Below are 20335 nucleotides of genomic sequence, written 5' to 3'. Positions count from 1 at the left end.
TTTTGTAGGTGCCGTCTGACCTGCGAACGTGACGCTTGCGCCGTGGATCAGGTACAATTCCCGGCTATTTTTCGGCGGGCCATGCCTGCAGCCTTTTTGAGTGTTGATCCGTGAGTGATTTGAGTCATATCCGCAATTTCTCCATCATCGCCCACATTGACCATGGCAAGTCGACGCTGGCCGATCGCTTCATCCAGATGTGCGGCGGCCTTGCCGAGCGCGAAATGGAAGCCCAGGTGCTGGACTCCATGGACCTGGAACGTGAACGCGGGATCACCATCAAGGCCCACAGCGTCACCCTCTATTACACCGCTCGCGATGGCATCAAGTACCAGCTGAACTTCATTGACACCCCGGGCCACGTTGACTTCACCTACGAAGTCAGCCGGTCGCTGGCGGCCTGTGAAGGTGCCTTGCTGGTGGTCGATGCCGGTCAGGGCGTTGAAGCGCAGTCGGTTGCCAACTGCTACACGGCGATCGAGCAGGGCCTGGAAGTCATGCCGGTCCTGAACAAGATCGACCTGCCACAGGCCGATCCGGACCGCGTCAAGGAAGAAATCGAAAAAATCATCGGCATCGATGCCACCGACGCGGTCACTTGCAGTGCCAAGACCGGTCTGGGCGTCGATGAAGTGTTGGAGCGCCTGGTCACCACCATTCCGGCGCCGACCGGCAACTACGACGATCCGCTGCAAGCGTTGATCATCGACTCCTGGTTCGACAACTACCTGGGCGTTGTGTCCCTGGTGCGCGTGCGCCACGGTCGCGTGAAGAAGGGCGACAAGATCCTGGTCAAGTCCACCGGCAAGATCCACCTGGTGGACAGCGTCGGTGTATTCAACCCGAAACACACCCCTACCGCCGACCTGAAGGCCGGTGAAGTGGGCTTCATTATCGCGAGCATCAAGGACATTCACGGTGCGCCAGTGGGCGACACCCTGACCTTGAGCTCCACCCCCGACGTAGACGTGCTGCCAGGTTTCAAACGCATTCAACCGCAGGTGTACGCCGGCCTGTTCCCGGTCAGCTCCGACGACTTCGAAGATTTCCGTGAAGCCCTGCAAAAGCTCACGCTCAACGACTCGTCGCTGCAGTACACCCCGGAAAGCTCCGACGCCCTGGGCTTCGGCTTCCGTTGCGGGTTCCTCGGCATGCTGCACATGGAAATCATCCAGGAGCGCCTGGAGCGCGAGTACGACCTGGACCTGATCACCACGGCGCCGACGGTAATTTTCGAGCTGTTGCTGAAAACCGGTGAAACGATCTACGTCGATAACCCGTCGAAGCTTCCGGACCTGTCCACGATCGAAGACATGCGCGAGCCGATCGTGCGGGCCAACATTCTTGTGCCGCAAGAACACCTGGGCAACGTTATTACCCTGTGCATCGAGAAGCGTGGCGTGCAGCACGACATGCTGTTCCTCGGTACCCAGGTTCAGGTGACCTACGATTTGCCGATGAACGAAGTGGTCCTGGACTTCTTCGACCGTCTGAAATCCACCAGCCGTGGCTATGCTTCGCTGGATTACCATTTCGATCGTTATCAATCGGCTAATCTGGTGAAACTGGATGTGTTGATCAACGGTGACAAGGTCGACGCCCTGGCGCTGATCGTGCACCGTGACAATGCGAACTACAAAGGTCGCCAGTTGACCGAGAAGATGAAAGAACTGATTCCACGGCAGATGTTCGACGTGGCAATCCAGGCCGCCATTGGCGGTCAGATTGTGGCGCGGACAACCGTCAAGGCACTCAGAAAGAACGTATTGGCCAAATGCTACGGTGGTGACGTCAGCCGTAAGAAAAAGCTGCTGGAAAAGCAAAAGGCCGGTAAGAAACGCATGAAGCAAGTCGGCAACGTGGAAATTCCACAAGAAGCCTTCCTTGCAGTGCTCAGGTTGGATAGTTAGGTCCTATGTCACTAAATTTCCCGCTGTTGCTGGTCATCGCCGTGTTCGTCTGCGGCCTGTTGGCGTTGCTTGATCTGGTTTTCCTGGCGCCGCGTCGGCGTGCCGCCATCGCCTCCTATCAGGGCAGCGTCAGCCAGCCGGATGTGGTGGTGGTCGAGAAGCTGAACAAAGAGCCGCTGCTGGTCGAATACGGCAAGTCGTTCTTCCCGGTGTTGTTCATCGTGCTGGTCCTGCGTTCGTTCCTGGTGGAGCCGTTCCAGATTCCTTCCGGCTCGATGAAACCGACGCTGGATGTCGGCGACTTCATTCTGGTGAGCAAGTTTTCCTACGGGATCCGCCTGCCGGTGATCGACAAGAAAGTCATCGATGTCGGTGATCCGCAGCGCGGCGATGTGATGGTGTTCCGTTACCCGAGTGATCCGAACGTCAACTACATCAAGCGTGTGGTCGGCCTGCCGGGTGACCAGGTTCGCTACACCGCCGACAAGCGCCTGTTCGTCAACGGCGAGTCGATTGCCGAGCAACTGGTCGGCTCCGAGCCGGGCACGCTGGGCAGCGCCGAACTCTACAAGGAAAAACTCGGCGCCGCCGAGCACCTTATCCGCAAGGAAATGAGCCGTTATCGCGCATCGCCTGACCATACGTGGACCGTGCCTGCCGGGCACTACTTCATGATGGGCGATAACCGCGACAACTCGAACGACAGTCGTTACTGGGATGATCCGACTATTCCCAAGGATCTGCTGGGCATGGTTCCCGACAAGAATATCGTCGGCAAGGCCTTCGCAGTCTGGATGAGCTGGCCGGAACCCAAACTCAGTCACCTGCCGAATTTCTCGCGGGTTGGCCTGATCAAGTAATCACACACGGCGCTGTTGAACACAGCGCCGAATGCATTTCTGGAACTGCCACAATCGGGGCCAGACGCATGAAAACAATGATATTCAGGACGTAATTTTTGAACACAGCGTTAATTGTCCCAAGCCTGCGCCGCACCACGGCGATGGCGGTGGAATCCAGCCACGAACTCAGCGTGGGTAAACCGTGAGCGTCTCCTTAAGCCGTCTAGAGCGTCAGCTCGGCTACACCTTCAAGGATCAGGAACTGATGGTCCTGGCCCTGACTCACCGCAGCTTTGCCGGGCGCAACAACGAACGCCTGGAATTCCTCGGTGATGCCATCCTCAACTTCGTCGCTGGCGAGGCGCTGTTCGATCGCTTCCCGCTGGCCCGCGAAGGCCAGTTGTCGCGTTTGCGCGCACGTCTGGTGAAAGGTGAGACTCTGGCTGTACTGGCCCGCGGTTTCGATCTGGGCGATTACTTGCGTCTGGGTTCCGGCGAGTTGAAAAGCGGCGGTTTCCGTCGCGAGTCGATTCTGGCCGATGCCCTGGAAGCGCTGATCGGTGCGATCTACCTGGACGCCGGCATGGACGTGGCGCGCGAGCGCGTGCTGGCCTGGCTGGCCGGCGAGTTCGAAGGCCTGACACTGGTCGACACCAACAAAGATCCAAAAACCCGCCTGCAGGAATTCCTGCAGTCCCGTGGTTGTGAGCTGCCGCGTTACGAAGTGGTGGATATCCAGGGTGAGCCGCATTGCCGGACGTTCTTCGTCGAATGCGAAATCACCTTACTGAATGAAAAAAGCCGAGGTCAGGGTGTGAGTCGTCGTATTGCCGAACAGGTAGCGGCCGCCGCAGCACTGATAGCCCTGGGTGTGGAGAATGGCAATGACTGATTCAACCGCAACACGCTGTGGCTATGTTGCCATCGTCGGCCGTCCCAACGTGGGCAAGTCCACGCTGCTGAACCACATCCTCGGCCAGAAGCTGGCGATCACTTCGCGCAAGCCTCAGACCACCCGTCACAACATGCTGGGCATCAAGACCGAAGGCGCCGTCCAGGCGATCTACGTCGACACCCCGGGCATGCACAAGGGCGGCGAAAAGGCCTTGAACCGCTACATGAACAAGACCGCTTCGGCGGCGTTGAAAGACGTCGACGTGGTGATCTTCGTGGTGGATCGCACCAAGTGGACCGACGAAGACCAGATGGTGCTCGAGCGTGTCCAGTACGTGACCGGCCCGCTGATTGTTGCGCTGAACAAGACCGACCGCATCGAAGACAAAGCCGAGCTGATGCCGCACCTGACCTGGTTGCAGGAACAGCTGCCGAACGCGCAGATCATGCCGATCTCGGCCCAGCACGGGCATAACCTCGACACGCTGGAGCGAGTGATCGCCGAGCACCTGCCGGAAAACGATCACTTCTTCCCGGAAGACCAGATCACCGACCGCAGCAGCCGCTTCCTCGCCGCTGAACTGGTGCGTGAGAAAATCATGCGTCAGCTGGGCGCCGAGCTGCCATACCAGATCACCGTGGAAATCGAAGAGTTCAAGCAGCAGGGGAAAACCCTGCACATTCATGCGTTGATCCTCGTCGAACGTGACGGCCAGAAGAAAATCATCATTGGCGACAAGGGCGAGCGCATCAAGCGCATCGGCACCGAGGCGCGCAAGGACATGGAGCTGCTGTTCGACTCCAAGATCATGCTCAACCTCTGGGTGAAAGTGAAAGGCGGCTGGTCCGACGATGAGCGCGCATTGCGTTCGCTGGGTTACGGCGACCTGTAAACCTGAGCCCAGGTGATAAAACTGTGGGAGCGAGCCTGCTCGCGATAGCGGTCTGTCAGTCAACAATTTTGTTGAATGTCAGTCCCTCATCGCGAGCAGGCTCGCTCCCACAGTGGTTTTGGGGTGTTAGTAAAATCGCGATCCGTCATTGAGAGCACCATGTCCCAGCCCATCGGCCAACCCGCCTACGTCCTCCACTCCCGCGCCTACCGCGAAAACAGCGCACTGGTGGACTTCCTCACGCCGCAAGGTCGGCTGCGGGCGGTGTTGCGCAGTGCGCGGGGCAAGGCCGGGACGTTGGCGCGGCCGTTCGTGCCGCTGGAAGTCGAGTTCCGGGGGCGGGGCGAGTTGAAGAATGTCGGGCGCATGGAAAGTGCCGGTACGTCGACATGGCTCATCGGCGAAGCGCTGTTCAGCGGTCTTTACCTCAATGAGCTGTTGATTCGCCTGTTGCCATCAGAAGATCCCCATCCCGCTGTCTTCGATCACTACGCCGCGACTTTGCTTGCGCTGGCCGAAGGCCGTCCGCTGGAGCCGCTGCTGCGTTCCTTCGAATGGCGATTGCTCGACGATCTCGGTTACGGCTTCGCGCTGAACACCGACATCCACGGCGAACCCGTCGCGCCGGACGGTCTGTATCGGCTACAGGTGGATGCCGGCCTGGAGCGGGTCTACCTGCTGCAACCCGGTCTGTTCAACGGCACCGAGTTGTTGGCCATGGCCGACGCCGACTGGTCGGCTCCTGGCGCGTTGTCCGCCGCCAAGCGTTTGATGCGCCAGGCATTGGCCGTTCACCTGGGCGGTCGTCCCCTGGTTTCCAGAGAGTTGTTTCGAAAGCCGTAGGGGCTTGATCTTCGCTCCCACCAAGGATCAACAGACCCTGTTGCCCCGTGTATGCTGTGCACCGAACTTTCTCTTCTTCTGGAGCGCTTCCGTGACCACCAGCAATCGCATTCTTCTTGGCGTGAACATCGACCACGTTGCCACCCTGCGCCAGGCCCGGGGCACTCGCTATCCCGATCCGGTCAAGGCCGCACTGGACGCCGAAGAGGCGGGCGCTGACGGCATCACCGTGCACCTTCGCGAAGACCGTCGGCACATTCAGGAACGTGACGTGCTGGTGCTCAAGGATGTGCTGCAAACCCGCATGAACTTCGAAATGGGCGTCACCGAAGAAATGATGGTGTTCGCCGAGCGTATCCGTCCGGCGCACATTTGCCTGGTGCCGGAAACCCGCCAGGAACTGACCACCGAAGGCGGTCTGGACGTAGCGGGGCAGGAAGCGCGGATCAAGGCGGCAGTGGATCGCCTGGCGAAGATCGGTTGCGAAGTGTCGCTGTTCATCGATGCGGACGAGCGGCAGATCGAAGCGTCCCGTCGTGTCGGTGCTCCGGCGATTGAATTGCACACCGGTCGTTATGCCGATGCCGAGACACCGACGGACGTGGCTGAAGAGCTCAAGCGCGTGGCTGATGGCGTGGCATTTGGTCTGGCGCAGGGTTTGATCGTCAACGCCGGTCACGGTTTGCACTATCACAACGTCGAAGCGGTCGCGGCGATCAAGGGCATCAACGAACTGAACATCGGCCATGCGCTGGTGGCGCATGCGTTGTTTGTCGGGTTCAAGTCGGCTGTTGCCGAGATGAAGGCATTGATTCTGGCCGCAGCGTTGAAGGGCTAAGACCGAGGTGCTGCCTTCGCGGGCAAGTCGGATCGCCGCACCGCTCGCTCCTACAGGGTCGGTGCCATACGCAAAATTGCGGCACAACACGGACCTGTAGGAGCGAGCGGTGCGGCGATCCGACTTGCCCGCGAAGGCGTCCTCAAAAGCAACACAAATCTAAAGCTGCGGGGTTTCCTGGCTCGGCTTGGTCTTGTCGACCCCCGGCACATGCAGATTGCCTTCGGCCACCTGATTGCCTTCCAGCTGAGGCTGCGTCACCCAGGTCAGGATGTCGTAGTAGCGACGGATGTTCGCCACGAAATGCACCGGCTCGCCGCCGCGGGCGTAGCCGTAACGGGTTTTGCTGTACCACTTCTTCTCGGACAGGCGTGGCAGGATTTTCTTCACGTCCAGCCATTTGTCCGGGTTCAGCCCTTCCTTGGCCGCCAGTTTGCGCGCGTCATCCAGGTGACCGCTGCCGACGTTGTAGGCCGCCAGCGCAAACCAGGTACGGTCCGGTTCCTGGATAGACTCATCCAGCTGTTCCTTCATGTAGGCCAGGTACTTGGCGCCGCCCATGATGCTTTGCTTCGGATCGAGGCGATTGGACACGCCCATGGCTTGCGCGGTGTTCTGGGTCAGCATCATCAGGCCGCGCACGCCAGTCTTCGACGTGACGGCCGCTTGCCACAGGGATTCCTGATAACCGACCGCCGCCAACAGGCGCCAGTCGACCTTCTCTTTCTTGGCGTAGGTCTTGAAGTGTTGCTCGTACTTGGGCAGTCGTTGCTGCAAATGCTGGGCGAAGGTGGTGGCGCCCATGTAGCCGAGTACGTCGACGTGCCCGTAATAACGGTCCTTCAGGCGTTGCAGCGTGCCGTTCTTCTTCACCTTGTCGAGGTAGGCGTTGATCTCGTTGAGCAGGCTGTTGTCGTCGCCGGCGGCCACGGCCCAGCTCTGGTCGCTGGCGTCACCGAGGTCGAAGGCGACCCGGATATTGGTGAAGTAGACCTGGTTCATCGCCACTTCGTTGGAGTCGACCAGGGTCAGGTCAATCTGGCCTTCATCGACCATGCGCAGCAGGTCGACAACTTCAACCGCGTCGGACTCTTCGTATTCAATGCCGGGAAACTTCTGTTTCAACTCCGCCAGTTGCCCGGCGTGGGTGCTGCCCTTGAGCACCATGATCTTCTTGCCCACCAGATCCTTTGCATCGGTCGGCCGCGACTGGCCGTTGCGATAGATGATCTGCGGGGTGACTTCCAGATAGGAGTGGGAAAACCGCACCTGCTGCTTGCGCGCATCGCTGCTGACCAGGCCGGCCGCAGCGATCACCGGACCGTTGGGCTTGCCCACCTGGCTGTACAGGTCGTCAAGGTTGTCGGCGGTTTCGATCTTGAGTTCGACCCCCAGATCGTCGGCGAAGCGCTTCACCAGCTCGTATTCGAAGCCGGTTTCACCGTTGCGATCCTGAAAGTAGGTAGCGGGGCTGTTTCGGGTAACCACCCGCAGCACGCCATCCTCCTTTACGCGCTCCAGCGTGTTGGGTTTATCAACACAGCCACTGAGCATCAGGAAGAGTCCGGTTGCGATCAGCCATTTGGCGTACCGCGGACGCAAAGCCGTTGGGGAAAACATCTGCGCAGTATACGCAAAGGACCACGAGCGCCATATCTCGACAGCGAAGGCCTTGTCTGCTAGAGAGCGAAAAACCGCTCTGGAGCCCGCAGGAATGGGCTCGAGTGGCTTTTTGTGACACAAAAAATAACACCTGGCCGACCGCTGTTTCGGCCCCGGATACCCGGCCCGACGTCCGGGTGACGCCGCCCGTACCGTTTCGGGTGATGTCGCGGGCGGTTTAGGCTAGAATGCACGGCCTCAAAGCACACCCCTTCCCGAGGCTGTCCCGAAGATGTTGATCCTGCGCGGCGCTCCTGCCCTTTCTGCCTTTCGCCACAGCAAACTCCTTGAGCAACTGAGCCAGAAGGTTTCGGCTGTCAGCGGCTTGTATGCTGAATTCGCTCACTTCGCCGAAGTTACCGGCGTCCTGACCGGCGACGAACAGCAGGTGCTCGCGCGCCTTCTGAAGTACGGTCCAAGCGTACCGGTTCAAGAACCGACCGGTCGCCTGTTCCTGGTGTTGCCGCGTTTCGGCACCATCTCGCCGTGGTCCAGCAAGGCCAGCGACATCGCTCGCAATTGCGGCCTGAGCAAGATCCAGCGCCTGGAGCGCGGTATCGCGTTCTATGTCGCCGGCCAGTTCAGCGACGCCGAAGCGCAGCTGATCTCCGATGTGCTGCATGACCGCATGACCCAGATCGTCCTCGCCAACCTTGAACAGGCCGCCGGCCTGTTCAGCCACGCCGAACCGAAACCGCTGACCGCGATCGACGTGTTGGGTGGCGGCCGCGCCGCGCTGGAAAAAGCCAACACCGAGCTGGGCCTGGCCCTGGCCGAAGACGAGATCGACTACCTGGTCAACGCCTTCGTTGGTTTGAAGCGCAACCCGCACGACATCGAACTGATGATGTTCGCCCAGGCGAACTCCGAGCACTGCCGTCACAAGATCTTCAACGCCAGTTGGGACATCGACGGTCAGAGCCAGGAAAAAAGCCTGTTCGGCATGATCAAGAACACTTACCAGATGCACAGCGAAGGCGTTCTGTCCGCTTATAAGGACAACGCTTCGGTGATCGTCGGTAATGTCGCCGGCCGTTTCTTCCCGGACCCTGAAACCCGCCAGTACGGCGCGGTACAGGAGCCGGTGCACATTTTGATGAAAGTCGAAACGCACAACCACCCGACCGCGATTGCCCCGTTCCCGGGTGCGTCCACCGGTTCCGGTGGCGAGATCCGCGACGAAGGCGCTACCGGTCGTGGCGCCAAGCCAAAGGCCGGCCTGACCGGTTTCACCGTGTCGAACCTGCAGATCCCTGGCTTCGAACAGCCGTGGGAAGTGCCGTACGGCAAGCCTGAGCGCATCGTCACCGCGCTGGACATCATGATCGAAGGCCCACTGGGTGGCGCCGCGTTCAACAACGAATTCGGTCGTCCGGCCCTGACCGGTTACTTCCGTACCTTCGAACAATCGATCACCACTCCGCGTGGCGACGAAGTTCGCGGTTACCACAAGCCGATCATGCTGGCCGGCGGCATGGGTAACATCCGTGCCGAACACGTACAGAAAGGCGAGATCACCGTCGGCTCCAAGCTGATCGTGCTCGGCGGCCCGGCGATGTTGATCGGTCTGGGCGGCGGCGCTGCTTCCTCCATGGCCACCGGCACCAGCTCGGCTGACTTGGACTTCGCTTCGGTTCAGCGCGAAAACCCTGAGATGGAACGCCGCTGCCAGGAAGTCATCGACCGTTGCTGGCAACTGGGTGACAAGAACCCGATCAGCTTCATCCACGACGTGGGTGCGGGCGGTCTGTCCAACGCCTTCCCGGAACTGGTCAACGACGGCAATCGTGGTGGCCGCTTCGAACTGCGCAACATTCCAAACGACGAGCCGGGCATGGCCCCGCACGAAATCTGGAGTAACGAATCCCAGGAACGCTACGTTCTGGCCGTCGGCCCTGCTGACTTCGAACGTTTCCAGGCGATCTGCGAGCGCGAGCGTTGCCCGTTCGCCGTGGTCGGCGAAGCCACTGCCGAGCCGCAACTGACGGTCACCGACAGCCACTTCGGCAACAGCCCGGTGGACATGCCGCTGGAAGTGCTGCTGGGCAAAGCCCCGCGCATGCACCGTTCGGCCGTTCGTGAAAACGAGCTGGGCGACGACTTCGATCCGTCGACCCTTGAGATTGCAGACTGCGTCGAGCGCGTTCTGCATCACCCGGCCGTGGCGAGCAAAAGCTTCCTGATCACCATCGGCGACCGCACCATCACCGGCCTCGTGGCCCGTGACCAGATGGTCGGCCCGTGGCAGGTTCCGGTGGCCGACGTTGCCGTCACCGCCACCAGCTTCGACGTCTACACCGGTGAAGCCATGGCCATGGGCGAGCGCACTCCGCTGGCTCTGCTGGACGCTCCGGCGTCGGGCCGCATGGCCATCGGCGAAACCCTGACCAACATCGCCGCTTCGCGCATCAACAAGATCTCCGACATCAAGCTGTCGGCGAACTGGATGTCCGCTGCCGGTCACCCGGGTGAAGACGCGCGTCTGTACGACACCGTGAAAGCGGTCGGCATGGAACTGTGCCCTGAGCTGGGCATCACCATTCCGGTGGGCAAGGACTCCATGTCCATGGCCACGCGCTGGAACGACAACGGCGAAGACAAGACCGTCACCTCGCCAATGTCCCTGATCGTGACCGGTTTCGCGCCAGTGGCTGACATCCGTCAGACCCTGACCCCGGAACTGCGCATGGACAAGGGCACCACCGACCTGATCCTGATCGATCTGGGCCGTGGCCAGAACCGCATGGGCGCCTCGATCCTGGCCCAGGTTCACGGCAAGCTCGGCTCGCAAGCGCCGGACGTCGATGATGCCGAAGACCTGAAAGCCTTCTTCGCAGTGATCCAGGGCCTCAACGCCGACGGTCACCTGCTGGCCTACCACGACCGTTCCGACGGTGGTCTGCTGACCAGCGTTGTGGAAATGGCCTTTGCCGGTCACTGCGGCCTGAGCCTGAACCTCGACGGTCTGGCAGAAACCTCCGCCGACATCGCCGCGATCCTGTTCAACGAAGAACTGGGCGCCGTGATCCAGGTTCGCCAGGACGCGACTCCGGACATCCTCGCGCAGTTCAGCGCTGCCGGTCTGGGCGAGTGCGTGTCGGTGATCGGTCAGCCGATGAACAACGGCGAGATCAGCATCACCTTCAACGGCGAAACCGTGTTCGAAGGTCAGCGTCGTCTGCTGCAGCGTACATGGGCTGAAACCAGCTACCAGATCCAGCGTCTGCGTGATAACGCCGACTGCGCCGAGCAAGAGTTCGACGTGCTGCTGGAAGAAGACAACCCGGGCCTGAGCGTCAAGCTGAGCTACGACGTCAACCAGGACGTCGCCGCGCCTTACATCAAGAAAAACATCCGCCCACAGGTTGCCGTGCTGCGTGAGCAGGGCGTCAACGGTCAGGTGGAAATGGCGGCCGCGTTTGACCGCGCCGGTTTCAACGCAATCGACGTGCACATGAGCGACATTCTGGCCGGCCGTGTCGACCTGAACGACTTCAAGGGCATGGTCGCTTGCGGCGGCTTCTCCTACGGCGACGTACTGGGCGCCGGTGAAGGCTGGGCCAAGTCCGCGCTGTTCAACAGCCGCGCCCGCGATGCGTTCCAGGGTTTCTTCGAACGTAGCGACAGCTTCACCCTTGGCGTGTGCAACGGTTGCCAGATGATGTCCAACCTGCACGAGCTGATCCCGGGCAGCGAGTTCTGGCCGCACTTCGTGCGTAACCGTTCCGAGCAGTTCGAAGCCCGTGTGGCGATGGTTCAGGTCCAGGAGTCGAACTCGATCTTCCTGCAAGGCATGGCCGGTTCGCGCATGCCGATCGCCATCGCACACGGCGAAGGTCATGCCGAGTTCTCCAGTGAAGAAGCGTTGCTGGAAGCCGATCTGTCGGGTTGCGTGGCGATGCGTTTCGTCGACAACCATGGCAAGGTCACCGAGAAGTACCCGGCCAACCCGAACGGCTCGCCGCGCGGGATCACCGGTTTGACCAGCCGCGACGGTCGCGTGACGATCATGATGCCGCACCCGGAACGTGTGTTCCGCGCCGTGCAGAACTCGTGGCGTTCGGAAGACTGGAACGAAGACGCGCCATGGATGCGCATGTTCCGTAACGCTCGCGTGTGGGTGAACTAAGCGCCGTGTACAAGCTCAGCTTCTTTGTTCCGACCAGCCATGTCGAAATGGTCAAAAGCGCTGTGTTCGCTGCCGGTGGCGGGCGGATCGGTGCTTACGAGCACTGCGCATGGCAGGTGTTGGGCCTGGGTCAGTTTCGTCCAATGGAGGGCAGTCAGCCGTTCATTGGCGAAGCAGGGCAGGTCGAACAGGTTGAGGAATGGAAAGTTGAGCTGGTGGTGGCGGATGAGTTGATCCGTTCGGTGGTGGCGGCTTTGAAACAGAGCCATCCCTACGAGACACCGGCTTATGAAGTGTGGCGGCTGGAGGATTTCTGATCCGTTGGCCGCTGTAATGAAAAACCCGCTACGGCGGGTTTTTTGTTGCCCACAATTCAACGGACCTACACCACCCTTGTAGGAGCCGGCTTGCTGGCGATAGCGGTTTAACATTCAACGTTGATGTTGGCTGTAAGTCAGCAATCGCCAGCAAGCCGGCTCCTACAGGGTTGTGTGTCGATCACAAAAAAGGCGACCCCCTCGCGGGAGTCGCCTTTGCTTTAACCGCCGCTAAAACTTATTCGGACAGTTTGTACGCAATCACATAGTCACCTTGCTTGGTGCCCAGCGACCCGTGACCGCCCGCCACGACGAGCACGTATTGTTTGCCGTCCTTGCCGGTGTAGGTCATCGGTGTGGTTTGCGCGCCCGCAGGCAGGCGACCTTCCCACAGTTGCTTGCCGTTTTTCACGTCGTAGGCACGCAGGTACTGGTCGAGGGTGCCGCTCAGGAAACCAACGCCACCGGCGGTGGTGAAGGTGCCGCCCAGGCTAGGCACGCCCATGCTCAGCGGGATCGGAACCGGCGAGCTGTCGCGCACGGTGCCGTTCTTGTGTTTCCACAGGACTTTGGCGGTGGTCAGGTCAACCGCCGCTACATAACCCCATGCCGGCGCCTGGCACGGCAGGCCCATTGGCGACAGCAATGCTTCGAGGACTACGCCGTACGGCGCGCCTTTGTTGGGCTGCACGCCTTCGGTTTCGCTTTTGCGCGGGCCTTGGGCAGCGATTTCGGCGGCCGGGATCAGTTTCGATTTGAACGCCATGTAGCTCGGGTTCACGAAAGCGATCTGACGCACCGGGTCAACCGAGATGCCGCCCCAGTCGAACACGCCGAAGTTGCCTGGATACACGATCGAACCCTGCAGCGACGGCGGGGTGAACGGGCCGTCGTAGCGCATGGATTTGAAGTCGATCCGGCAGATCAGTTGGTCGAACGGCGTCACGCCCCACATGTCGCGCTCTTGCAGCGGCGGCGGCATAAGGTTGAGGTCGGATTTCGGTTGGGTCGGCGAGGTGTGATCACCTTCGACAGCGCCTTGCGGAACTGGCACTTCGTTGATCGGCACAATCGCCTGGCCGGTGCTGCGATCCAGCACGTAGATGCTGCCTTGCTTGGTGGACGCGAGTACCGCCGGCTTCACGCCGTCTGCGGTTTTCAGGTCCATCAGGGTTGGCTGGCCACCGACGTCCATGTCCCACAGGTCATGGTGGGTGAACTGGAAGTGCCAGCGCACTTTACCGGTGCCAATGTCGAGGGCGGTCAGGCCGGCGGCGTGCAGTTCCGATTCCGGGGTGCGAGCGCCACCGAACTGGTCCGGCGTCTGGTTGCCCATCGGCAGGTAGAGCATGCCGAGTTTTTCGTCGACGGCGAACATGGACCACATGTTCGGCGAGTTGCGGGTGTAGACCTTGCCTTCGGCAATCGGCGTGGTGTCGTCCGGATTGCCGCTGTCCCAGTTCCACACCAGTTTGCCGGTGTGCACGTCGAACGCGCGGATCACGCCGCTCGGCTCGTCGGTGGAGACGTTGTCGGTGACGTGGCCGCCAATCACCACCAGGTCCTTGGTGACCGCTGGAGGCGAGGTGGAGTAGTAGCCGCCGGCGGTGAAACCACCGATGTTGGCGCGCAGGTCGACCTGACCTTTGTCGCCGAAGTCTTCGCACATCTTGCCGGTGTCGGCGTTCAGGGCGATCAGGCGGGTGTCGGCGGTCGGCAGGAAGATCCGGCGTGGGCAGACGCTGGCGACAGGCGCGCTGGCGCTGCCGGTCGGGCTCTGCTCGGAGGCGTAAGCCGCGTCATCGTGATACGTCACGCCACGGCAGGTCATGTGCGCCCAACCCTTGAAGTTCGCCGCGTTTTGCGTGGAGAGCTTCGGATCGAAACGCCAGATTTCCTTGCCGGTGTCCGGGTCCAGTGCGATCACCTGGCTGTGCGGCGTGCACACATAGAGCATGCCGTTGGCTTTCAGCGGGGTGTTTTCAGCGGTGGTTTCACCCGGATCGTTCGGCCCCGGCAGGTCGCCGGTGCGGTAGGTCCAGGCCGGAACGAGCTTGTTGACGTTCTGCGGGGTGATCTGCGCCAGCGGCGAGTAACGGTCACCGTGAGCGCTGCGGCCGTAGGAGTTCCAGTCACCGTCGGGCATGGCCGGGGCGGTGTTGGTCATGCCCGGCACGCTGTCGCGGTCCAGTTGGCCTTTGATTTCACCGGGGTTGGTGAATTGGCTGGCCAGTGCGGTCACGCCCGCGAGCACCACGGCCACGCTCAGTGCGCCGGTGCCTTTCGGTGCAGCGCCTTCGCGCAGCAGCGGACGACGGAACCACGGCAGCAGCATGACGATGCCCAGCGCGAACAACATTGCCAGACGCGGCACCAGTTGCCACCAGTCGAGGCCGACTTCCCACAAGGCCCAAACGGTGCTGGCGAACAGCACCAGCGCGTACAGGCCCAAGGCTGCGCGGCGGGCAAGGATCAGCAACACGCCGGTCAGCGCCAGGCCGATACCGGCCAGCAGGTAATACAGCGAGCCGCCGAGCATGCTCAGCTTGATCCCCCCGGCCAGCATGGCCAGGCCCATTAGCAGAAGCAGAATGCCGAGCAGGGTCGGCAATAGACGGCTTCGACTCAAAGCACCATCAGTGCTCATAGTGTGGTTCTCCGTGACGTTTCAAGTAGTCCCGCGCAGGTTCACTGTAGATGACGATCTGGCGCGGGCATGGTTCATATAAAAACTGGAACTGTTGTGTTCCCTTGTAGGAGCGAGGCTTGCCCGCGAAGACGGACTAATGTTCAACATTAATGTTGGTTGATAGATCGCCTTCGCGGGCAAGCCTCGCTCCTACAAGGTTTTGCGGTGTTTGTTAGAACTGCGACTGGATCTTGATCCCGCCAATCAGCGCGTCATCGACCTTGTCCACGCCACCGGGGTGGCGGATGTATTGCAGGTTCGGGCGCACGGTCAGCCAGTTGGTGACGTGCACGCCGTAATAGAGTTCGGCGCTGTATTCGGTGTCCTGCGGCGGCAGGAAGGACGGATCGTCGAAGTCGGAGACCGCATGGGCCTGATTGCTCGCCTCGGCGTTCTTGCGATAAGCCGGGTTGACGTGAACACGGGCGAGGGCGAAACCGATGTCGTCCTTGGCGCGCGCATCGAACAAGCCTTTGTAAACGACGCCCGCCTGGACATAGTTGTCGATGGCGTTGGTCTTCTTGTCGTGCATCGTGCCGTTGGCGAACACGTTCAGGCCACGGGAATTGTCGCTGGCGCGGCTGGTGATCTGCTGCTGCACACCCAGCCAGACGCCGTGCTTACTCGACGCGCTGCGGTAGGCCTCGCCACTCAGGGCGGCGGGCTGGCCATTGCTGTCCTTGTAGGCATCGGTGGCGTTGGCGTTGCTGTAGTAATAACCGGCGCGGTATTCGCCCGGCAGGCCGTTGAGCTTCGGCGTCCACACCAGCTCCACCGGCAAAATTGCGCCTTGGGTTCCGCTGCCGCTGAGCTTGAAACCATTGCCACGATCGAGGTTCGACGGGTTCTGCTCATACGCGCCGACCTGCGCGTACAGCTCTGGCGTCAGGTGATACTTGACCCGCATCGCCCACTGGCTGACCGGCCAGTTGTACCAGATGCCCCCGACCCAGTTACCGACCTGGGAGCCGCAGAACGCCAGGTTCTGGAAGTCGCAGGGGAAACTGTTGAAATCTTCGCCTTCGCCGAAACGGCCGACCTTGATGTCGAGTTTCTGGTCGAAGAATTTCTGCTGATACCACATCTGCGTCAGGCGCCAGGTTTGCCCGCGACCCCAGACTTCCTGGGCCGAAGTGAAACCGCCGACCCGTGGATCATTGATCCGGTCGTTGCTGATGTTGTTGCCGTTACGCTCGGTGATGGTCAGCTGAAATTCCGCGTCGTCCCAACCGAGGATCTTCTGCAGATCGAGATGCGTGCCGAGGCCGAACTGATCGCTGTAGCGCGCGGTGCGATCGTGGTCGTAGCCGCCGTGCAGATTGCTGCCCATTTCACCGGTGTAATCGACTTTGAAGTCGTAGCCTTTTTCCGAAAGTTCGGTGCGCGTACCGTTCCAGTCGCCGAGCATCCACGGCGATTCACTATCGAAGGCCGGGGCGGCCTGAACGCAGGTGGCGAGGCTCAGCGCGGTGAATCCGCCGATCAGGTTGAGGACTTTTCGCTGGGAAACAGGCGTGCAGACAGCGCTGTCTCGCAAAAATTGAACATAAGGCATAGAGGAGAAATTCTTGATCTTTTTCTGGGGAGTGAGGGGCGAAGCGGTTAGCGGAAGCGTTTCAGCAGATTCGGGCGTAAGGATAATGTTCTGTTACAAATAGAGAAAGGCCTTTTGCCGAGATGAATTTTTGTTGATTCGGTAACAGTCAGCACACCACAACACCCTGTAGGAGCCGGCTTGCTGGCGATGGCGGTGTGTCAGGCGATATCAATGTTGACTGATACGCCGCCATCGCCAGCAAGCCGGCTCCTACAGTCGATCGTGTGGTCAGGAAAATCACGTGAGTCATGTCGCGGCATTCAAATGTTTTGTTCCGTTTCGCCTACATTCAACAGATAGCGCACAGACGCCTTTCCCCCAAGGCGGCCCTCGGCTAAGGTGCGCGGCTTCCAATTCATCTATCGCTCGAAGGCCCGGCATGACCGAACAGAACAACAACCCGCTGCATGGCGTGACACTGGAGCAGATCCTCAACGCGCTGGTTGAACATTACGAATGGTCGGGGCTGGCCGAGCGCATCGATATCCGCTGCTTCAAGAGTGATCCGAGCATCAAGTCGAGCCTGACCTTCCTGCGCAAGACCCCGTGGGCGCGGGAGAAGGTCGAACGCTTGTACGTCAAGTTGATGCGTACCAAGCGACCGCTCTGAACATGATCATGCAACCTGCCGTGCGCCGTCGTTTTGTGGCCGTGGCCGCTGTCCTCGGCTGGGCGGGATTGAGCATTCAGCTGTACCTGATTTTCTATTCGCGCTGGACGCTGGGCGCCAGTCTGCTGGGCGGGCTGGTGAGTTTTTTCAGCTACTTCACCGTGCTCAGCAACACGCTGGTGGCGACCGTGCTGACCTGCGCGCTGACGTCCCGCGAGTCGGCTGCGCGCCGCTGGTTTTTGCAGCCGTGGGTGAGCGGCGCGATTGCCGTGAGCATCGCCGTGGTCGGCCTTGCCTACAACATTCTGTTGCGGCATCTGTGGCATCCCGAAGGCTGGCAATGGCTGGCTGATGAACTGCTGCACGACGTCATGCCGTTGCTGTTTCTGGCCTGGTGGTGGTTGTGTGTGCCCAAAGGCACCCTGCGTCTGCGGCATATTGCGTTGTGGGTGATTTACCCGTTGCTGTACTTCGCGTATGCGCTGCTGCGCGGGCATCTGCTGGCGGTTTATCCCTATCCGTTCATTGATGTCGACAAGCTGGGTTATCCACAGGTGTTTGTGAATGCAGGCGGATTGTTGGCGGGGTTTGTGGTGATTGCGTTGTTGGTGATCGCGCTGGATCGGTGGCGGCTGAGTCACACGGACCTGTAGGAGCCGGCTTGCTGGCGATGGCGTCCTTGGCAACGATGCAGGGTTCAAGGGACCTATCGCCAGCAAGCCGGCTCCTACAGTTTATGTGGCGTTATTCCTCGTCGCTGTCGTCCAGGCGCCAATAGCCGACGGCTTTGACGAACTGCTCGTTCAGCCCGTGCTCGTCCAGCAGCACCCGCCGAATCTGCCGCGACACTTTGGTCTCGGTCGCCACCCACGCGTATAGATTGCCGCTGGGCACTTGCAGCTGTTTCACGGTGGTCAGCAAGTTGTTCTTGCCACCTTCGCGCAACACCCAGATCACATTGACCTGCGCCGGGCTTTCGAGCTTCTGCTGTTCCGCGCCGTTCTCCACTTCAATGATCACCAGCGCCTGGCGATTGGCCGCCAAACCCTCCAGACGCCGCGCAATCGCAGGGATTGCCGTCTCGTCACCGATCAGCAAATAGCTGTCGAACATGTCCGGCACGATCATCGATCCCCGTGGCCCGCCAATGTGCAGGAACTGTCCCGGTTTGGCCTGTTCCGCCCAGGTCGAAGCAGGGCCGTCGCCGTGCAACACAAAGTCGATGTCCAGTTCCAGCGTGTCGAGGTCGTAGCGACGCGGCGTGTAGTCGCGCATCGCCGGCATCGGGCCGTTGTCCTTGCCGGCACCGAGCACCAGTGTTTCCAGCGCCGCTTGTTCTGCCGCGTTTTGCGGGAACAGCAGTTTGACGTGGTCGTCTGTGCCGAGGCTGATGAAACCTGCCAGCTCAGGCCCACCCAGGGTAATCCGGCGCATGCGCGGGGTCAGGTCAACCACGCGCAACACTTGCAGGCGACGGCGTTTGATTTCATGCATGACGCGGTGAATGGTGTGCTCGATCACTTCAGTCATTCAGTTTTCTCCTGAGCGGGTTGAACCAAGGGGCCGTCGACGATGGCTTTGGCGGTGTTGTTGAGCAGGGCGGCGACCCGAATGATTTCATCTGCGCTCCAGCGGCCGTGGTGCAGTTGCAACGCATGACGCAGGTTATGCACCGCTTCGTGGATCTCGGGCGGACGGTCATGGCCGCGCAATGAGCGCTTGCTGACATCGATGCGCATCCGCACGCCGTCCAGTGCAACCGCTTGCTCACCTAAAGACAGACGACCGGCGTCGGTCACGCTGTAGCGTTTTTTTCCGCCTTCGGCATCGCCCTGGATCATTTCGCTTTCTTCCAGAAAGGTCAGGGTCGGGTAGATCACGCCGGGGCTGGGGCTGTAGGCGCCGTCGAACATGCCTTCGATCTGGCGGATCAAGTCGTAGCCGTGGCAGGGCTGTTCGGCGATGAGCGCCAGCAGCAGCAATTTCAGATCACCGGGGGCAAACACCCGTGGGCCGCGACCGCCGCGTTCGCGGCCGGGGCGTTTCTCGAAGCCGTCGCGGCCGTCACCGTGTTCGCGGTGGGGGGAATGATGGTCTCTCATTTTTCCTTCTCTCTGTCGTGTTTAGATACAACTTAAGATATATCTTATCGAGAAGGCAAGCGAACAGGACCAACGGTCGTCGCCGAAGGACGTGGTGGCGGATTTCAGTGTGGGGCGGGAAAAAGCTGTTTTGTGGCTTGCTGTTTTAGAGTGATTGATCTAATTATGCGTAACTAACAGAGAGTGATTATTAGTAATTAAGCCTAAGTAGTCTTTATCTTACAGAGACTGTATTTAGTTTGACTGTGTGCTTTTTTTGTTAAAACTGTTTGTAGTATGTTTCTGTCGGGTGAACGGTTTAATTATTGATTTTTCGGGTTTTTTCTGCTGGGTCGTGGGCGGTTGTTACTACATGTTCTTCGGAAGTTGCGTACTTACTTTCTCAAGTAATTGGCCGATCATTCTCCTCGTCGAAAGTTGAGCCAAATTGCCACTATTTAAACCGGCGATAGGGACGATTCACGCTTTCCACGGACCAATCCTTTGAAAAAGACAGGTACTAAAAAATGTTCAAGAAGTTTGCAATCGCCGTTCCGATGACCCTCCTGGCCCTGAGTGCTTCGATGGCGTTCGCTGCGGATGAGTCGCGCACCTCCATCAACATCACTGCGGAAATCCCGAGCAAGGTGTTTCACGCTCAACCCGTGGACCTGGACTTCGGTAAAGACGAAAGAATGCAATACCAAATTGGCGCCGGCACCCTGTCGGAGGTCCGTGGCACCTATGATATCCAGCACACCAATGGCGCAGTGGGCGCTTACGTCGTCGGCGGCCCGACGCCGCTGTTCAACGGTAATGCGACCTTGAACATTCCGCTGACCTACACCTTCAACGGCACTGTACTGACTGCCGATTCGAAGGAAGTGGTCGGCGACGTCGAGTCCAACGGTGGCATGCGCGCCGACCTGGTGATTACGGCCGACAAGCCGGGCAACAATCAGGTGGGTATTTACACCGCCAACCCCGTCGTCATGTTTGATGCCATTCCGCGCATCTGAATGACAGCGTT

General features: G+C 60.1%; 16 protein-coding genes. 11 read left to right on the top strand and 5 right to left on the bottom strand.

The features are described 5' to 3' along the window. The first annotated feature begins 110 nt into the window (after positions 1-110). The 6 genes from lepA (at position 111) to pdxJ (ending at position 6220) form a co-directional block, all read left to right on the top strand. The gene (lepA, locus tag ACM6IO_RS22205) at positions 111-1910 is read left to right on the top strand and encodes a translation elongation factor 4 (RefSeq protein WP_008026688.1); all 1800 of its coding nucleotides are present in this window, start codon (positions 111-113) and stop codon (positions 1908-1910) included. A 5-nt stretch (positions 1911-1915) separates the two neighbouring features. Continuing rightward, on the top strand, positions 1916-2770 hold the full coding sequence (lepB, locus tag ACM6IO_RS22200; protein ID WP_008026689.1) for a signal peptidase I: 855 nt from the start codon (positions 1916-1918) through the stop codon (positions 2768-2770). Between the two features lie 184 nt (positions 2771-2954). After that, the gene (gene rnc / locus ACM6IO_RS22195; protein ID WP_032828632.1) at positions 2955-3644 is read left to right on the top strand and encodes a ribonuclease III; all 690 of its coding nucleotides are present in this window, start codon (positions 2955-2957) and stop codon (positions 3642-3644) included. Beyond that, complete coding sequence (gene era, locus ACM6IO_RS22190; RefSeq protein ID WP_008026691.1) at positions 3637-4539, top strand: GTPase Era; 903 nt, start codon at positions 3637-3639, stop codon at positions 4537-4539. The genes rnc and era overlap by 8 nt, the downstream gene beginning before the upstream one ends. A 159-nt stretch (positions 4540-4698) precedes the next feature. Next, entirely contained in the window at positions 4699-5382 is a 684-nt protein-coding gene (gene recO, locus ACM6IO_RS22185; RefSeq protein WP_008026692.1) for a DNA repair protein RecO, read from the top strand. Between the two features lie 91 nt (positions 5383-5473). Next, positions 5474-6220, top strand: a complete 747-nt coding sequence (gene pdxJ / locus ACM6IO_RS22180; RefSeq protein WP_223437192.1) for a pyridoxine 5'-phosphate synthase — start codon at positions 5474-5476, stop codon at positions 6218-6220. Between the two features lie 159 nt (positions 6221-6379). On the opposite strand, the gene mltF is transcribed toward pdxJ, so the two are convergent. After that, positions 6380-7840, bottom strand: a complete 1461-nt coding sequence (mltF, locus tag ACM6IO_RS22175; protein WP_414912240.1) for a membrane-bound lytic murein transglycosylase MltF — start codon at positions 7838-7840, stop codon at positions 6380-6382. Between the two features lie 274 nt (positions 7841-8114). Between mltF and purL the strand changes: the two genes are divergently transcribed. Together purL and ACM6IO_RS22165 are read left to right on the top strand one after the other, a co-directional pair. Continuing rightward, complete coding sequence (gene purL / locus ACM6IO_RS22170; protein WP_414912239.1) at positions 8115-12011, top strand: phosphoribosylformylglycinamidine synthase; 3897 nt, start codon at positions 8115-8117, stop codon at positions 12009-12011. A gap of 5 nt (positions 12012-12016) precedes the next feature. Beyond that, positions 12017-12328, top strand: a complete 312-nt coding sequence (locus ACM6IO_RS22165; RefSeq protein ID WP_414912263.1) for an NGG1p interacting factor NIF3 — start codon at positions 12017-12019, stop codon at positions 12326-12328. Positions 12329-12566: 238 nt separating this feature from the next. On the opposite strand, the gene ACM6IO_RS22160 is transcribed toward ACM6IO_RS22165, so the two are convergent. After that, the gene (locus ACM6IO_RS22160) at positions 12567-14975 is read right to left on the bottom strand and encodes a glucose/quinate/shikimate family membrane-bound PQQ-dependent dehydrogenase (protein WP_223452523.1); all 2409 of its coding nucleotides are present in this window, start codon (positions 14973-14975) and stop codon (positions 12567-12569) included. Positions 14976-15189: 214 nt separating this feature from the next. Further along, positions 15190-16572 (bottom strand): carbohydrate porin, encoded by a 1383-nt coding sequence (locus ACM6IO_RS22155; RefSeq protein ID WP_414912238.1) that lies wholly within the window; start codon positions 16570-16572, stop codon positions 15190-15192. A gap of 421 nt (positions 16573-16993) precedes the next feature. Between ACM6IO_RS22155 and ACM6IO_RS22150 the strand changes: the two genes are divergently transcribed. Both ACM6IO_RS22150 and ACM6IO_RS22145 read left to right on the top strand, forming a co-directional pair. Continuing rightward, a complete protein-coding gene (locus tag ACM6IO_RS22150) occupies positions 16994-17224 on the top strand; it encodes a VF530 family DNA-binding protein (protein WP_007903672.1) in 231 nt (76 codons plus the stop codon). 2 nt (positions 17225-17226) lie between these two features. Further along, the gene (locus ACM6IO_RS22145; protein ID WP_414912237.1) at positions 17227-17877 is read left to right on the top strand and encodes a Pr6Pr family membrane protein; all 651 of its coding nucleotides are present in this window, start codon (positions 17227-17229) and stop codon (positions 17875-17877) included. A 91-nt stretch (positions 17878-17968) separates the two neighbouring features. Here ACM6IO_RS22145 and ACM6IO_RS22140 read toward each other — a convergent pair whose 3' ends face one another. Continuing rightward, positions 17969-18754 carry a siderophore-interacting protein gene (locus ACM6IO_RS22140; protein WP_223452520.1) on the bottom strand — a complete coding sequence of 262 codons (786 nt, stop codon included), beginning with the start codon at positions 18752-18754 and terminating at the stop codon, positions 17969-17971. Beyond that, positions 18751-19326, bottom strand: coding sequence for a PadR family transcriptional regulator (locus ACM6IO_RS22135; RefSeq protein WP_414912236.1), 576 nt, complete (start codon positions 19324-19326; stop codon positions 18751-18753). Before ACM6IO_RS22135 ends, ACM6IO_RS22140 begins: the two co-directional genes overlap by 4 nt. 506 nt (positions 19327-19832) lie before the next feature. Between ACM6IO_RS22135 and ACM6IO_RS22130 the strand changes: the two genes are divergently transcribed. Next, entirely contained in the window at positions 19833-20324 is a 492-nt protein-coding gene (locus ACM6IO_RS22130) for a CS1 type fimbrial major subunit (RefSeq protein ID WP_414912235.1), read from the top strand. Positions 20325-20335: the final 11 nt, after the last annotated feature.

The sequence above is a fragment of the Pseudomonas sp. IT-P44 genome (genome assembly GCF_949768225.1).
Classification (GTDB): domain Bacteria; phylum Pseudomonadota; class Gammaproteobacteria; order Pseudomonadales; family Pseudomonadaceae; genus Aquipseudomonas; species Aquipseudomonas migulae.
This window is presented reverse-complemented; position numbering and strand designations above follow the sequence as displayed.